This is a genomic window from Mesorhizobium sp. M0768 (assembly GCF_040320195.1).
Taxonomy (GTDB): domain Bacteria; phylum Pseudomonadota; class Alphaproteobacteria; order Rhizobiales; family Rhizobiaceae; genus Mesorhizobium.
This window is the reverse complement of sequence record NZ_JAMYPD010000022.1, coordinates 49,099-63,202: the sequence shown is the minus strand read 5'-3', so window position 1 is coordinate 63,202 and position 14,104 is coordinate 49,099. Positions and strand designations below refer to the sequence as shown.

At 62.7% G+C, this 14,104-nt stretch carries 15 protein-coding genes and 1 pseudogene; 9 read left to right on the top strand and 7 right to left on the bottom strand.

Going from position 1 to position 14,104, the window contains the following annotated elements; translation table 11 throughout:
• Positions 1-4: 4 nt before the first annotated feature.
• Positions 5-1,078, bottom strand: a complete 1,074-nt coding sequence (locus NKI08_RS24275) for a branched-chain amino acid ABC transporter substrate-binding protein (RefSeq protein WP_352772740.1) — start codon at positions 1,076-1,078, stop codon at positions 5-7.
• 180 nt (positions 1,079-1,258) lie between these two features.
• On the opposite strand from NKI08_RS24275, the gene NKI08_RS24270 reads away from it, so the two are divergent.
• The 6 genes and pseudogenes from NKI08_RS24270 to NKI08_RS24250 all read left to right on the top strand — a co-directional run bounded on the left by NKI08_RS24270 (position 1,259) and on the right by NKI08_RS24250 (position 5,587).
• A complete protein-coding gene (locus NKI08_RS24270) occupies positions 1,259-1,753 on the top strand; it encodes a flavin reductase (RefSeq protein WP_023674737.1) in 495 nt (164 codons plus the stop codon).
• A gap of 33 nt (positions 1,754-1,786) precedes the next feature.
• Positions 1,787-1,895 (top strand): annotated as a pseudogene (locus NKI08_RS34735) (AAA family ATPase); the annotation flags it as partial.
• An 85-nt stretch (positions 1,896-1,980) separates the two neighbouring features.
• The gene (locus tag NKI08_RS24265) at positions 1,981-2,319 is read left to right on the top strand and encodes an XdhC family protein (RefSeq protein WP_352474017.1); all 339 of its coding nucleotides are present in this window, start codon (positions 1,981-1,983) and stop codon (positions 2,317-2,319) included.
• Between the two features lie 6 nt (positions 2,320-2,325).
• Positions 2,326-3,030, top strand: coding sequence for an XdhC family protein (locus tag NKI08_RS24260; RefSeq protein ID WP_352474019.1), 705 nt, complete (start codon positions 2,326-2,328; stop codon positions 3,028-3,030).
• Positions 3,027-4,637 (top strand): NTP transferase domain-containing protein, encoded by a 1,611-nt coding sequence (locus NKI08_RS24255; protein WP_352772735.1) that lies wholly within the window; start codon positions 3,027-3,029, stop codon positions 4,635-4,637. The genes NKI08_RS24260 and NKI08_RS24255 overlap by 4 nt, the downstream gene beginning before the upstream one ends.
• Before the next feature lie 92 nt (positions 4,638-4,729).
• A complete protein-coding gene (locus NKI08_RS24250) occupies positions 4,730-5,587 on the top strand; it encodes an alpha/beta hydrolase (RefSeq protein ID WP_352772732.1) in 858 nt (285 codons plus the stop codon).
• On the opposite strand, the gene NKI08_RS24245 is transcribed toward NKI08_RS24250, so the two are convergent.
• A complete protein-coding gene (locus tag NKI08_RS24245) occupies positions 5,584-6,621 on the bottom strand; it encodes a DUF1176 domain-containing protein (RefSeq protein ID WP_352772729.1) in 1,038 nt (345 codons plus the stop codon). The genes NKI08_RS24250 and NKI08_RS24245 overlap by 4 nt on opposite strands.
• A 123-nt stretch (positions 6,622-6,744) precedes the next feature.
• Between NKI08_RS24245 and NKI08_RS24240 the strand changes: the two genes are divergently transcribed.
• Entirely contained in the window at positions 6,745-7,251 is a 507-nt protein-coding gene (locus NKI08_RS24240) for a DUF1993 domain-containing protein (protein WP_352772726.1), read from the top strand.
• A 45-nt stretch (positions 7,252-7,296) separates the two neighbouring features.
• Here the strand turns inward: NKI08_RS24240 and NKI08_RS24235 are convergent, their stop codons facing one another.
• On the bottom strand, positions 7,297-7,461 hold the full coding sequence (locus NKI08_RS24235) for a hypothetical protein (RefSeq protein ID WP_023674744.1): 165 nt from the start codon (positions 7,459-7,461) through the stop codon (positions 7,297-7,299).
• Between the two features lie 384 nt (positions 7,462-7,845).
• Between NKI08_RS24235 and NKI08_RS24230 the strand changes: the two genes are divergently transcribed.
• Together NKI08_RS24230 and NKI08_RS24225 are read left to right on the top strand one after the other, a co-directional pair.
• Entirely contained in the window at positions 7,846-8,913 is a 1,068-nt protein-coding gene (locus tag NKI08_RS24230; RefSeq protein WP_352681895.1) for an aldo/keto reductase, read from the top strand.
• A gap of 48 nt (positions 8,914-8,961) precedes the next feature.
• Positions 8,962-10,227, top strand: a complete 1,266-nt coding sequence (locus tag NKI08_RS24225; protein WP_352681893.1) for a cysteine desulfurase-like protein — start codon at positions 8,962-8,964, stop codon at positions 10,225-10,227.
• Positions 10,228-10,245: 18 nt separating this feature from the next.
• Here the strand turns inward: NKI08_RS24225 and NKI08_RS24220 are convergent, their stop codons facing one another.
• From NKI08_RS24220 to NKI08_RS24205, 4 genes are read right to left on the bottom strand one after another with little or no spacing between them, the layout of a single operon-like run.
• Entirely contained in the window at positions 10,246-11,277 is a 1,032-nt protein-coding gene (locus NKI08_RS24220) for a histone deacetylase family protein (protein ID WP_352772722.1), read from the bottom strand.
• Positions 11,274-11,786 (bottom strand): GNAT family N-acetyltransferase, encoded by a 513-nt coding sequence (locus tag NKI08_RS24215; protein WP_352772719.1) that lies wholly within the window; start codon positions 11,784-11,786, stop codon positions 11,274-11,276. Before NKI08_RS24215 ends, NKI08_RS24220 begins: the two co-directional genes overlap by 4 nt.
• 9 nt (positions 11,787-11,795) lie before the next feature.
• Positions 11,796-12,725 (bottom strand): 3,5-dioxohexanoate:acetyl-CoA acetone transferase, encoded by a 930-nt coding sequence (gene kce / locus NKI08_RS24210; RefSeq protein ID WP_352772717.1) that lies wholly within the window; start codon positions 12,723-12,725, stop codon positions 11,796-11,798.
• A gap of 10 nt (positions 12,726-12,735) precedes the next feature.
• Positions 12,736-14,103 (bottom strand): aminotransferase family protein, encoded by a 1,368-nt coding sequence (locus tag NKI08_RS24205; RefSeq protein ID WP_352501606.1) that lies wholly within the window; start codon positions 14,101-14,103, stop codon positions 12,736-12,738.
• Between the last annotated feature and the right edge of the window lies 1 nt (position 14,104).

Genomic DNA, 14,104 nt, shown 5'->3' with positions numbered 1-14,104 from the left:
GACATCATTGGCTCTCCGCCGGCACGAAACGGCCGCCGTCGAAACGGAAGGCTCGATAAGGATTTTGCGTCAGGTCACCTTTTTCGTCAAAGCGGATCGGTCCGATCGCCGTGGTGAAGTCATGCGCGGTCAGCACGTTGGCCAGCCTCTCGCCGGAGCTTTGCGTCAATGCTGAAGCCGACTTGGCGATCTCGACCGCGGCATAGGCGGGCAGCGTGTAACCTTCCGGCACGATGTTTTGTCCGGCAAAGCTCTGCAGCACCTTGGGGTCGGCGACATCGACCCATTCGGGCGGCGCGATCATCAGCGTGCCGTCGGCATAAGGCACGTCGCCGAGCGGCGCGCGCAACGCTTCGCCGCCGGCAAACACCATGCCGGTATGTAGCTGGCCAGCATCCCGGCCCATAATGGCGACATCATCGCCGTCGCCGCCGGCAAAGACATGCGTTGCGCCGGCTTTCCTAAGTCGGCCGATCAGGCCGATCTGGTTGTCGAGCTGCGGCCGGAACGTGTCGACGAAAACCGGCTTCAGCGCCGCTTGCTCGGCGGCTGCCCGAAATGTCTCGGCCATTTCGCGGCCATAGATCGTACCGTCGTCGACGATGGCGAACAGCTCGGTCTGCCATAGGCGGGTGAGGATGGCAGCGACGGCATTGCGCTCGTCGTCGCCGCGCGGCCCGAGACGATAGATCGGCCATCCGGTCTTGGCGCGCCGGTCGGTCAGGCTTTCCGTGCGAACGCCGACTGTGATCACCGGTATGCCGGCATCCTTGAGGATCGGCAGAGCCGCCTCGATTGCGTCGGTGCACAAAAACCCGACGACGACGTTGACCTTGGCCGCGGTGAATTCCCGCGCGGCGGCGGCGCCACCGTCGGCCGTGCAGGCGTCATCGATCGTCTTGATTTCGGCATCGTTTGCTTCAGCCGCCATTGTCGCGCCGGCCTCGATCTGTTTGCCGAGGATCGCCGACGGCCCCGACAAAGGTGCCGCGACGCCGACCCGCAGCGTCTCGGCGCTCGCACTACCGGCGACCGAGAGCCAGGCCAGCACCGCTATTGTGGTTGTCCAACGTCGCATGCGAGCGAAGAATTCCTCCGCGCCGATCGCGTGTTCTGCCGGCGCCAATGCCGTCAAGACCTAAAGGCTGGCCAGCTTTGGCGCAACACGCGAATTCGGGATATAGGTCAAGCACTTCGCTTGTGGCCTGCAATATCCCCCCATATATAACGGTTGGTTCTGACTAGTGGAAAATCATCGGTGCTGAAGAAGAATGACATCGGGCCGCAGGCCTACCGCGACGCGATGGCCCATTTTGCTGGCCATGTGCATGTGGTCACCACCGATGGCCCTGCCGGCAGGCGCGGCGCGACGGTGATCGCGGCCTGCTCGGTGTCGGACACGCCGCCAACCATCCTGGTTTGCCTCAATCGTGAAAATCCCAAGAACGAGCCGTTCGTGGAAAACGGCAAATTTGCCCTGAACACGCTGGCTTCGGATCAGGAGCCGCTGTCGATCGCCTTTTCCGGCATTACCGGCCTGCCGGTCGAGGAGCGTTTCGCGTTGGCCGAATGGGATGTGATCTCGACCGGTGCGCCGACGCTGAAGGGCGCGCTCGCAGTCTTCGACTGCGAACTGATCGACTCCAAGGATCTGGCCACCCACCGTGTGCTTTTTGGCAAGGTTACAGGTTTGCGCATCGGCGATAATTTGCGGCCGCTGATCTATCACAACCGCGGCTACCACGCTCTGTAGAGGCTTTCAGATGGCCGCGTCCGCGAAGACAGGATGACCGAGTTGAAAACCGCGTCCGGCGCCGCGGACGATCGACGAGACGCTCGATCTGTTGACCGGTGCGGACTATGTGGCGGACCGGTCGCTGGCAACCGTGCTGTTTTTTATGCGTTCGGTCGACACGCGCCCGTGGATCGAGGCTGGCGTGAAGCGCGTCGCATAACCACATGTCTGCCAGGGAGAAAATCATGGAACGCAGTATCTATCTCGATGAGGCCCGCGACCCGCTGATCATCGCGGAGGGCTGGATGAAGGACGGCAAGGATGTCGCCATTGCCACCGTGGTCGAGACCTGGGGCTCGGCGCCGCGCCCGGTCGGCAGCCACCTGGTCATCGACGCCGAAGGCAATTTCCACGGCTCCGTCTCGGGCGGCTGCGTCGAAGGCGCCGTGGTCGCCGAGGCGGTCGATGTTATCGATAGCGGCAAGGCCAAAATGCTCGAATTCGGCGTCGCAGACGAGACCGCCTGGCAAGTCGGCCTGTCATGCGGCGGCCGCATCAAGGTCTATGTAGAAAGATTGGGTTGATCTCGAATGGATCCCTATGCGCTGAAGACACTCAACGCCGAACGCCGCGCCCGCCGCGCGGCAATCCTGGTCACCGATCTCGGCGACGGCCGCGACCGTGTCGTGCGCGAGGGCGACCGGGTAGCCGGCGAACTCGGGGCGGCCGTCGCCAAGGCATTTCGCACGGGCAATTCCGGTTCGGTCGAAGCTGAGGGACGGACCTTCTTCCTCAACGCACATCTGCCGCAGCCTCGCCTGGTGGTCATCGGCGCCGTCCACATCAGCCAGGCGCTGGCACCGATGGCCAGGATCGCCGGCTATCCTGTCGAGATCATCGATCCGCGAACGGCCTTTGCCACGCCCGATCGTTTTCCCGATATCGCGCTGCATGCCGAATGGCCAGAGGATGTGCTGACGCGTCAGCCGCTCGATAGCTATACGGCGCTGGCCGCTCTCACCCACGATCCGAAGATCGACGATTTCGCGCTGAAGGCGGCGCTCGACGCCGGCTGCTTCTATGTCGGCGCGCTCGGCAGCCGCAAGACCCACGCCAAACGTGTGGAACGCCTGCTGGCTTCGGGAGCGACCGCCGACCAGATCGCCCGCATTCATGCCCCGATCGGCCTCGACATTGGGGCTGCCAGCCCGGCCGAGATCGCCGTCGCGGTGTTGGCGCAAGCGATCCACGCCTTTCGCTCCCGCGGCCTCGAATCCAAAGGCGCGGTCGCGTGAAATTTGGTCCCGTTGCGATCGATACGGCCGAAGGGGCAGTGCTTGCGCACGCCACCAAGGTCGGAGAGCGCCGCTTCCGCAAGGCGCACAGGCTAAGCGCCGGGGATTTGTCCCTGTTGAAGGCCGCTGGCATTTCCGAGGTCGTAGCGGCGGTGTTGGCGCCCGATGATCTCAGCGAGGACGTCGCCGCCGAAAAGATCGCCGCATCCATGATCCATCGCAACATCGAGGCGAAGCCCGCCGCGACAGGTAGGGTCAACCTCCACGCGCAGGCTGCCGGCATGTTCACCGTCGACGCGGCGATGATCAACGCCATCAACGCCGTCGATCCGACGATCACCATCGCCACGCTCGCGCAGCATGCGCCGGTCGAAAAAGGTCAGATGGTAGCAACGGTGAAGATCATCCCATTTGCCGTCGCCTCCGCTTTGGTCGATGCCGTGGCAAGGATCTGCGCCGGCGGCGACATATTTGCGGTCAACGCCTATCACCCGGTGCGCGTCGGTGTCATCCAGACGGTGCTGCCCGGCATCAAACCCAGCGTGCTCGACAAGACGCTGCGCGTCACCGAAGCGCGCCTGGCGCGTTCGGGCGGCAGGCTGACGGCGGAGCGTCGAACCTCGCATGAAATTATCCCCGTCGCCGAGGCTGCGGCCTCGCTGATCCGCGACAACGATATGGTGGTTATCTTTGGCGCCTCGGCGATGGCCGATTTCGGCGACGTCGTTCCCGCTGCCATCGAAAAGGCAGGCGGCACTGTCATCCGCGCCGGCATGCCGGTCGATCCCGGCAATCTGCTGGTGCTAGGCACTCTAGGCGGCAAGCGCATCATCGGTGCGCCGGGCTGCGCCCGCAGTCCCAAGGAGAACGGCTTCGACTGGGTGCTTGACCGGCTGATCGCCGGTCTCGACGTGACCGCCAGGGATATTGCCGGCATGGGTGTCGGCGGGCTGTTGATGGAAATTCCGACGCGGCCGCAGCCGCGCGAGCCATTGCCGGCCAAAGCCGAACCAAAGGTCGAGATCGTGCTTCTGGCCGCCGGCCGCTCCAGCCGCATGGGCGGGCCGAACAAGCTCTTGGCGCTCTTCGACTGCAAGCCGCTGGTCCGTCGCACTGCCGAACGCGCGGTCGGTTCGAAAGCCGCGGCCACCATCGTCGTCACTGGCCACCAGCGCGAGCGCGTGCGCGATGCACTGTCTGGCCTCGATGTGACCTTCGCCGACAATCCGGATTTCGGCGAGGGTCTGTCTTCGTCGCTGAAGGCCGGCATCGCCAAGATTTCCGGCGACGCCGCCGGCGCCATGATTGTCCTCGGCGATATGCCTGGCGTCGCTTCGGCCGACCTCGACAGGCTGATTGAGGCGTTCCGCAGGTCCGAAGGCCGATCGGTGGTGCGGGCCTCGCACGACGGGCGGCGCGGCAATCCGGTGCTGCTGCCGCGTTCGCTGTTTGCCGCGATCGCTCACCTCGAAGGCGATACGGGCGCCCGCCATCTGGTCGAGGCCGAAGGGCTCGATGTCATCGATGTCGAGATCGGCGAAGGGGCAGCCGTCGACGTCGACACGCGCGAGGCGCTGGAAGGCGCCGGCGGCGTGCTGCAGGATTGACAAACCGAAGCCGAAAAACGCATGGCTGAGGGATGGCCTTTCGTTCCTGCTTCCGGTTCCGCTTGCCTTCCTCCGGCCTCCCGGCCCTGCTGATGGCGATTCTTTTGTCGCTCTCTTGTGCCGCCTACGCCAACGCTCTCGAACTCAAACCCTTCAAGGACGATCTGTTCGCCTACCCGGGCACGCTCTCGTCCGAGAGCAACGGCGCCTATACGGTTGTCGATTATCGTGAGCTGCGCGACATCAACGCTCGTGACGAAGTGCCTGAGCGTCGTGTACACGCGCAATACACCGACACCGGCGTGCGTAAGGTGCAGCAGGATCTCTTGCTGCCGACCGATGCAGGCGATGTCCGCCACATTGCCGTCGGCAAGACCGGGGGCGCCAGCATCATCGTGCTTTATCTGCACGGGCAGGGCGGCAGCCGTAAGCAGGGCAGCGACGACTTCACCTTCGGCGGCAATTTCAACCGCATCAAGAACCTGATGGCCGGCAATGGCGGCCTCTATCTGTCGCCGGATTTTTCCGATTTCGGCGACACCGGTGCCACCCAGATCGCCGCGCTGATCAACCACTATGCCGAACAATCGCCGAGCGCAAAAATCTTCGTCGCCTGCGGCTCGATGGGCGGCTCAATATGCTGGAAGCTGGCCGCCCGCCATGACACCGGCGGGCGCATCGACGGGCTGCTGCTGCTCGGCTCGCTATGGGACGAGAGTTTCTTCTCAAGCCCCGCCTTCAAGCGTCGTGTGCCGGTCTTCTTCGGCCAGGGCAGCAAGGACCCGGTGTTTCCAATCGAGAAACAGGAAGCCTTCTTCCGATCGATTCTGGCCAAATCGAAAGCCTATCCGACCCGCTTCGTCCGCTTCGAGACCGGCACGCATGGCACCCCTATCCGCATGACCGACTGGCGCGGCACGCTCAATTGGATGTTGTCGAAGGCTCCCTAAGGCGCGGTATTGTAGTCGACGACCGTCTGCGGATTTTCCTCGCCGTCATAAGACGCGTCGACATCGTACTGGACCAGGGAAAAATCGCCGTTGCGAAACAGATAGGTCCCTGATGAAGAGGCATCGCCGATGCCACGCCATTTGTTGAAGCTGGTGATCGTCTTGGTCTCTTCGTCGTAATCGGAATTAGTTGCCCAGCCGGAGGTCTGGAAGCCAACTATGGTCATGCCCAGCAATTTGCCGTCGCTGTCATTGTTCTCGTAGCGGATGTCCATCTCAGGTTCGGCGAACTGCAATTGTCTCACGCCAAGCACGTCGTCGCTCATGTAATAGATCGAGTTTTCGTTGTAGGCCGCGGCCGAGCAGGCGAAATGGAAAAGCCGGGTTTCGCTTTCGGGATCACTGGCAGACGCATCCTTGCCCTTATAGTGGATCGAGAAAATGTCCGGCTCCTGCGCCAAAAGATCCTTGTCACACTGGTCGCCATAAGTCGCGGCAAACGCCTTTTTGGCTTGCTCAAGCGCTGCGTCCTTCTTCGTCGGCGGCCGTCCTTCGCCGCAGCTTGCCGGCACGGCATCCTCGAAATCGGCCTTTGAGGGTTTCAGCGCACCCTTATCGATGAAGATCGAGCGAAATGGCGGTTCCTGGATCGAGGCGTTGATCTGGCGCAGCGTATAGCAGCCGGCAAAGACATTTTCGCTGCCGTCCTTGGCCGTCGCCCGGATGGCGACCGGAACGCTATAGTAGATGCTGCCGGCAGCCCCGTCTTCGGATACGCCACCGGTTTTGACTTCGACCGTGTCCGTGCTGTCATAGCCTTTGACGAAGGAATTGAAATCCTTGGCCGGCTTGGTGTCGCCGAAATAATCCCAGGCGCGCGCGAATTCGTGCCGGCTGATGGCACTATAAAGTGACCGGATGACCGCTTCGGCATTCGACCTGTCGTCGATATAAGGCGCGTCTGCGGCGAGCGCCGATTGGCCGGCAATGGCAAGAGACACAAAAGCGGTCGCTGCAAAAAGGGCGCGTCTCATCGGGAACCTCCACTCGATGAAAAATCCTATCATATCGATTGCGGCGACGTGGTGACGCTTGAACAATCGCCTGCGAAGGCGCTACCTCTCGCCCTCGGCAGTCGGGCCGCGTGGAGATTTCTTGTGACCATATCAATGTATGAAGCATCCGTGCCGGTATTTTTGGCGAGGCTGAAGGCACTAGCCAATGTGCTGAACATTGCCGAGCAAAATGCGGCTGATCGCAAGATCGATCCGCAGGTGTATCTGACGGCGAGGTTGGCGCCGGACATGTTTGCCCTGACCAGGCAGGTACAGATTGCCACCGATCACGCCAAAGGCGCCCCGTCACGGCTTGCGGGACGCGAGGTGCCAAAATACGAGGACAATGAGGCGAACTTCGCTGATCTGCAGGCCCGCCTTACCAAGACGCTCGACTATCTCGCGACATTTTCGGCGGCCGAATTCGATGGTTCAGATGACAGGATAGTCGAACTGCGGCTTGCGGGACGCGAGGTTTCGATGCCGGGGACGCAGTATCTACTGCATGCCGCCATGCCCAATTTCTATTTCCACCTGACCACCGCCTACGACATCCTGCGCCACAACGGCGTGCCATTGGGCAAGTCGATCTTCCTCGGATCGCGTTGAGATCCGCTCGGGAGATATCCGCCACGGCGGATATCTCACGGTTGTTTAGCGCAGGGACATTTCCCGCGCGATGCGCGGGAAATCGGCCGGCTTGACGCCGATATCGGCGCGATCGGCATTGCTCATCGAATGGAGCAGCGCCAGCGCCGCTCGATAGCGCAGCTGTTCCCGCGGACGCGGACGAGCGAACATTTCAGTGAAGAATCCCATGATTCAAGCCCCTTATTGAACCTCCAAGGCGGTCAATATAAGCAGATCATGACGATTGTGCAGTGCAGCATTCGCATGGCAGCCATGCTGCCCTGATCTTTTTTGACATAGTTCGGCTGGTCCGGCGAAACTTCTGCGGCGCTTTGACCGTAGGCGTCTATGCCGGCACTTGGCCGGTTTTTTCCTCGCCATTCCTGGCGAACTTCCGGACTGCATGAAAATGCAGTCCGGCTTTTTATTAGCCGCAGGGATAAACCCTGTCCGCCGGCGTCCCGGGAAAGTCGTCTGACCTTCCATCCGTGGGCTTGGAAGCGGGCGACGCTTTCCTGTATGCTATTGCTTCCTCCTCGCGCAGCCGCGCAAAATTCCCGCCGGAGAAACTCCATGCACAAACGCCGTCTCGGCCAGACCGATCTTTTCGTGTCGCAAATCTGCCTCGGATCGATGACCTGGGGCCAGCAGAACACCGAGGCGGACGGTCACGCCCAGATGGATCTGGCGTTTGCTCGCGGCGTCAATTTCATCGACACCGCCGAACTCTATCCGATCCCGCCCAAGGCGGAGACACAAGGCCGTACCGAGACATTCATCGGCAATTGGATGAAGGAGAAGCGCAATCGCGACCAGGTGATCATCGCCTCGAAGGTAGTTGGTCGCACCGCCAACACTTGGTTTCGGGGCGACCGCCCGTCTAAGCTGGTGCGCGCCGATATCTTCGACGCTATCGATAAGTCACTCGCTAGGCTCAACACCGATTACATCGACCTCTATCAGATCCATTGGCCGGAACGCGACGTGCCGTGGGGCGCCAATCCGAACCGCATCGGCACCGTACCGCGACGCTCCGATGCCGCCGGCGTGCCGGAAGGCGAGACGCCGATCGCCGAGACGCTTGCCGTATTTGATGAACTGGTGAAGGCCGGCAAGATCCGCCATTTCGGCCTGTCGAACGAGAATTCCTGGGGCGTCATGCGTTTCATCGCCGAAGCCGACAAGGGCCTCGGCCCGCGCGTCGCCTCGCTGCAGAACGCCTATAATTTCGTCAATCGCACCTTCGAGGTGAACCTTGCCGAAGTCTGCGAGCGCGAGCAGGTGTCGCTGCTTGCCTATTCGCCGCTGGCGCAAGGCTATTTGACCGGCAAATACGATCATGGCGCGCGGCCGCAGGGCTCGCGCTCGCAGTTGTTCAACCGCGGCCAGCGCTACGAGACTCCGAATGCTGCCGACGTGCAGCTCGAATACAACCGGTTGGCGCGCACCTTCGGCATGGAGCCGGCGCTGTTTGCCAATGCCTATGTCTCGAACCGGCCCTTGGTCACCTCGAACATCATCGGCGCCACCACCATTTCGCAACTCGAAATGGCGCTCTCTTCCGCCGACGTGGTCTGGACCGAGGACATGCAGAAAGCCGTTGATGCGATCCACCAGCGCGTCGGCAATCCGTGCCCTTGATGCGTCGGGACGCGGTTGTCCGATCGTCATAAGGAGAGGGGAACAGCCATGGACTTCCGGATCGACGCGGTGCGCGCGAAATTTCCGGCCTTGTCGCTGACCGACAAGGGCCGCCGGCGCATCTATCTCGACAATCCTGCCGGCACGCAGGTGCCGCAGTCGGTGGCGGACGCAGTATCGCGTTGCTTGCTGACCACGAATGCCAACCTCGGCGGCTTCTTCGACACCACCGTTGCAGCACAAGGCATCGGGGACGAGGCCCATCTGGCGATGGCGGATTTTCTCGGCGCTGCGAGCCCGCAGGAAATTATCATCGGTGCCAACATGACGACATTGACCTACCACATGTCGCGAACGCTTGGCCGCACGATGAAGCCCGGGGACGAGATCATCCTCACCCGCATGGACCATGAGGGCAACGTCTCGCCTTGGCTGCAACTGGCAGAAGACCTTGGCCTTGTCGTGCGCTGGCTGCCCTTCGACCAGCAGAGCTGGCAGATCGAAGAGGCGGCGCTCGCCGCGCTGCTTTCCGAGAGGACGCGGCTCGTCGCGCTCAACTACGCCAGCAATCTCACCGGGTCGATCAACCGGGTGAAGGCGTTGACCGGCATCGCCAGGCGGGCTGGTGCGTTGGTCTACGTCGATGCCGTCCAGTTCGCGCCGCATGGCCTGATCGACGTCCAAAACCTCGGCTGCGATTTCCTGATCTGCTCGGCTTACAAGTTCTTCGGCCCGCATATGGGGATTTTGTGGGGCAGGCTGGACGTTATCGATGCGCTTAAGCCGTATAAATGCCGTTGCTCGTCCAATGCCTTGCCGGAGCGCTTCGAGCTCGGCACGCCGCAGATTGAATTGATGGCCGGCCTGTCGGCAGCTGTCGATTATTTTGCCGAGTTGGGCGCGGCAGCCGGCGCGCAAGGATCGCGTCGGCTGAAAATCGCCAAGGCCTTCGAAGTTTCAATCGCTTACGAGAACCCGCTGACGCGACAACTGATCGATGGCTTGTCGGATATTGCCGGCCTGACCATCCACGGCATCACCGATCCGAAGCGGATCAATGAGCGTGTGCCGACGGTGTCGTTCACTGTCGAAGGCATCGTGCCGGAGACGATCGTGCGGCAGATGAATGCCGAAAACATCTTCCTGTGGTCCGGCCACAACTACGCCTGGGAGATCGTCCACCAGCTCGGCATTCCGGCCGAGCAGGGCGTGGTGCGCATCGGCATCGCTCATTACAACACTGCAGCCGAGATCGACGAGACGCTGGAGAGCGTGCACCGCGTTGTCGCCATGCTGCGGCAGGAACGATCCTGAGCGGCCCTCGCGGGCGGATCATCGCTTGTGGGTGCCGCCAAAACCGGTGAGGAAGGCGGTGAGATTGTCGCCGAGCTCGTCGCAGAGATAGCCGCCTTCCTGGACGATGACCGTTGGCAAGCCGAGCCCGGCGATCACCTCGCCAATGCGCGAAAAACCAGGCGTGCTCACCGACAGCCCGCCGAACGGATCGCCTTCGAAGGCATCTAGCCCCAGCGCCACCACAAGCGCATCGGGCGAGAAGGTGTTGACGCGCTGGAACGATGCCTCCAGCGCTTCGAGGAACGCTGCATCGCCGGATTTGCGCGGCAGCGGCAGGTTGAGATTGTAGCCGAGGCCGGCGCCTTCGCCGCGCTCGTCGCCATAGCCCCAGAAAAACGGGTAGAAGCGCACCGGGTCGGCATGCAGCGACACGGTGAGCACGTCCGGCCGGGCATAGAAGATGCCTTGCGTGCCGTTGCCGTGGTGGAGGTCGACATCGAGGATCGCCACCCGCGCCGCCTGCTTGCGCAGAACCTGTGCAGCGACGGCCGAATTGTTGATGAAGCAGAAGCCGCCGGCGACATCGGCAAAGGCGTGATGGCCGGGCGGCCGGCACAGCGCATAGGCGGCCGGCGCTCCCGACATCACCGCCTCGGCGGTTTCAACCGCGCTCCAGGCGCTCCAAAGCGCGCTCTGCCACGTCTCGCCGGAGATCGGGCAGGCGGTGTCGGCCATGTGATAGCCGGCTTGGCCGACCGCCGAGGCCGGATAGGAGCCGTTCCGCGCGATCGGATGGATATTGGGGATGACCTCGGCCGAGGCGCCCTCGATGCGCTGCCAGCGCGCGAAGATGTGCTGGAGAAAATCGAGATATTCCGGCGTATGCACCGCCGCAATCGGGCTGAGTCCGTGATCCCGCGGCCGTTCGATCGTGCAGCCGGCAGCCTTTGCGCCGGCCAACAATCGCTCGACCCGTTCCGGCCTTTCCGGATTGGGCTGCGGCGCGCCGCTCGAGAGGAACGCCTTCGGGTCATGGCGCTTCTGTTCTTCGGCATAGAAGGCTTTCATGTTGGCTCCTCCGGTGCATCGGCAAAGGCGAAAAAGGCGTTGCCGACGATCTTCTGCACCTGCTCGTAGCTGGACCAGGCAATGCCCAATCGTTCGTAAAAAGCCTTGGCGGTCTCGTTGTCGGTATCGACGGACAGCCTGAGATAGGCGCCGCCGCTCTTCCGGCATTGCGCCGCGACTCGGCGCAGCAGGCGTTCACCGATCCTGCGGCCACGAAAACGGTCCTCGACATAGAGGTCCTGCACATAGACGCCGGGCCGTCCCATCCATGTCGAGAAGATCGGGAAATACAGGCAAAGCCCGGCAAATTCGCCACCGATTTCGGCAATCAGGGTCGAGAAGGCAGGCTTTTCGCCAAAGCCATAGGTGCGGAGATCCTGAGCTGTCGAGGTGATCTCCTGATGTGCGCCGACATGCGCGCCGAGCCGCAGGAGCGCGGCGTGGATGGTTTCGACGTCCTCGACGGTCCCGGGCCGGATGACAATGTCTCTTGACGGTGGGTTGGTCACGGTCGCATCTCAGAACGCCACGCGGTCGCCGCCCTTGAGCGCCAGCATCTGCCGCGCCTCGGCCGGCGTCGCGACGTCCAGCGACAATCCGTCGAGCACGCCGCGGATGCGGCGCACCTGGTCGGCATTGGACTTGGCGAGCTGGCGCCCTTCGTAGAGGCTATCCTCCAGCCCGACGCGGACATTGCCGCCCATCGCCGCCGCAATCGAGATCATCGGCATCTGGTGGCGTCCGGCGGCCAGCACCGAAAACCGGTAGCTGTCGCCGAACAGTTTGTCGGCGATGCGCTTCATATGGATCAGGTTTTCTGGATCGGCGCCGATGCCGCCAAGAATGCCCAAAACAAACTGGATGAATAAAGGTCCGGACACCAGTCCACGATCGCGAAAATGCGCCAGCGAATAGAGATGGCCGACATCGTAGCACTCGAATTCGAAGCGCGTGCCGCAACCACGCCCGAGCTTCTCGAGCACCGTCTCCATGTCGGCAAAGGTGTTCTTGAAGATCGTGTCACGGGTAGCCTCGAGCAGCTTCGGCTCCCATTCGTGCTGCCATTCTCGCGGCCGCTCGAGCATCGGGAACAGCGCGAAATTCATCGAACCCATATTGAGCGAACACATTTCCGGCTGGGCCCTGAGCGGCGCGGCCAGCCGCTGGTCGAGCGTCATCAGCGACGATCCGCCGGTGGTGATGTTGATCACCGCATCGGTCGCCTGCTTGATGCGCGGCAGGAACTGCATGAACACCTCGGGGTCGGCGGTCGGCCGCCCATCCCTAGGGTCGCGGGCATGAAGATGCAGGATCGAAGCGCCGGCCTCGGCGGCGGCGATCGCGTCTGCGGCGATCTGGTCCGGCGTCACGGGCAGATGCGGCGACATCGACGGGGTGTGTACCGACCCGGTGATGGCGCAGGTGATGATGACTTTTCGCGACGCCATGGTTCGCCTCTCAGCCTTCGACCGGCAGGTCGAGCTCGCCGGCCAGCACCTCGAGCGAGTCGCCGATGATGGATATGATCTCGCCGATCTGCGCGGCGGTGACGATCATCGGCGGCGCGACCATGAAATTGTCGCCGTCGACGCCGCCCTTGACCTTGCGTCCGTAGATGATCAGGCCGCGCTCATAGGCGAGGTCGAGCAGCCGCTGGGTGGCCTTCTTTGCAGGCTCGATCGGCCTCAGAGTGTCGGGATCCGCAAGCATCTCGGCACCGGTGAGCAGGCCCTTGCCACGGACGTCGGCGATGAATGGAAACCGCTTTGCCAATCGCTTCAACTCGTCCATCAAAAGCTCGCCCATGTCAGCCGCATTGGCGATCAGGCCGAGACGGTCCATTTCGCCGAGTACGGCGAGCCCGGCGGCGCAGGCGAGCGGGTTGCCGGCGTAGGTGTGGCCGTGCTGAAAGCCGCCCGACGCGAGCAATGGCTGCACCAGCCGCATCGGTGCCGCCAGCGCGCCGAGCGGCGCGTAGCCAGAGCCCAGCCCCTTCGACAGCGCGACGATGTCGGGCTTGCAGTTCCAGTGGTCGCCGCCGAGGAATTTTCCGGTGCGGCCGGCACCGCTCATCACTTCGTCATGGATGAGCAGGATGCCGTAGCGATCGCAGATCTCGCGGATGCGCGGATAGTAGCTGTCGGGCGCCACCAGTGCTGCCGTGGCAGCGCCGCCGACTGGCTCCATGATGAAGGCGAGCACGCTCTGCGGTCCCTCGGCGAGGATCTTTTCCTCCAGCATGTCGGCGTAGCGGATGCCGCGCTGTTCCATCGAAAGATTGTCGCGGTCGCGCCAGGCGATGGGCGCCGGCACGGTCGGCATCATCTGCATCATCGGCACAAATGTTTCGGACAGCGCATCGTCGCCGGTAACGGCGAGCGCGCCGAGCGTGCCGCCATGATAGGAGGGAAAGCGCGAGATCACCTTCCAACGGCTGGGCTGGCCGGTGGCGACCGCCCATTGCCGCGCCAGCTTGATGCAGGATTCGGTCGCTTCCGAGCCGCCGGAGACAAAGAAGATGCGGTCCATGCCTTCAGGGAGTTTGGCCGCCAGCTGCCGCGCGAGCTCCTCTGCCGGTTCGTTCTCGAAATGCAGACGGTAGGCGAAGGTGGCGCGGTCCATCTGCCTTTTCATCGCGTCGAGCACGTTGCGATTGGAGTGGCCGATATTGGCAACCATCGGACCGCTCGATCCGTCGATGAAGCGGCGGCCATCCTGCGTCCACATGTAGATGCCTTCGGCGCGGTCGATCATCGGCCGGCGCAGGCTGGATAGATAAAACAGATGCGAGGCTTCGCGAGTTTCCGGGGCAGGAGACTTCAACATG

What these genes read in the sequence shown, in the direction of transcription:
- NKI08_RS24275 (WP_352772740.1), bottom strand. Translation starts at nt 1,078, where the DNA reads ATGCGACGTTGGACAACCACAATAGCGGTGCTGGCCTGGCTCTCGGTC.
- NKI08_RS24265 (WP_352474017.1), top strand. Translation starts at nt 1,981, where the DNA reads ATGGAACGCAGTATCTATCTCGATGAGGCCCGCGACCCGCTGATCATC.
- NKI08_RS24260 (WP_352474019.1), top strand. Translation starts at nt 2,326, where the DNA reads ATGGATCCCTATGCGCTGAAGACACTCAACGCCGAACGCCGCGCCCGC.
- NKI08_RS24250 (WP_352772732.1), top strand. Translation starts at nt 4,730, where the DNA reads ATGGCGATTCTTTTGTCGCTCTCTTGTGCCGCCTACGCCAACGCTCTC.
- NKI08_RS24245 (WP_352772729.1), bottom strand. Translation starts at nt 6,621, where the DNA reads ATGAGACGCGCCCTTTTTGCAGCGACCGCTTTTGTGTCTCTTGCCATT.
- NKI08_RS24235 (WP_023674744.1), bottom strand. Translation starts at nt 7,461, where the DNA reads ATGGGATTCTTCACTGAAATGTTCGCTCGTCCGCGTCCGCGGGAACAG.
- NKI08_RS24230 (WP_352681895.1), top strand. Translation starts at nt 7,846, where the DNA reads ATGCACAAACGCCGTCTCGGCCAGACCGATCTTTTCGTGTCGCAAATC.
- NKI08_RS24225 (WP_352681893.1), top strand. Translation starts at nt 8,962, where the DNA reads ATGGACTTCCGGATCGACGCGGTGCGCGCGAAATTTCCGGCCTTGTCG.
- NKI08_RS24220 (WP_352772722.1), bottom strand. Translation starts at nt 11,277, where the DNA reads ATGAAAGCCTTCTATGCCGAAGAACAGAAGCGCCATGACCCGAAGGCG.
- kce (WP_352772717.1), bottom strand. Translation starts at nt 12,725, where the DNA reads ATGGCGTCGCGAAAAGTCATCATCACCTGCGCCATCACCGGGTCGGTA.
- NKI08_RS24205 (WP_352501606.1), bottom strand. Translation starts at nt 14,103, where the DNA reads ATGTTGAAGTCTCCTGCCCCGGAAACTCGCGAAGCCTCGCATCTGTTT.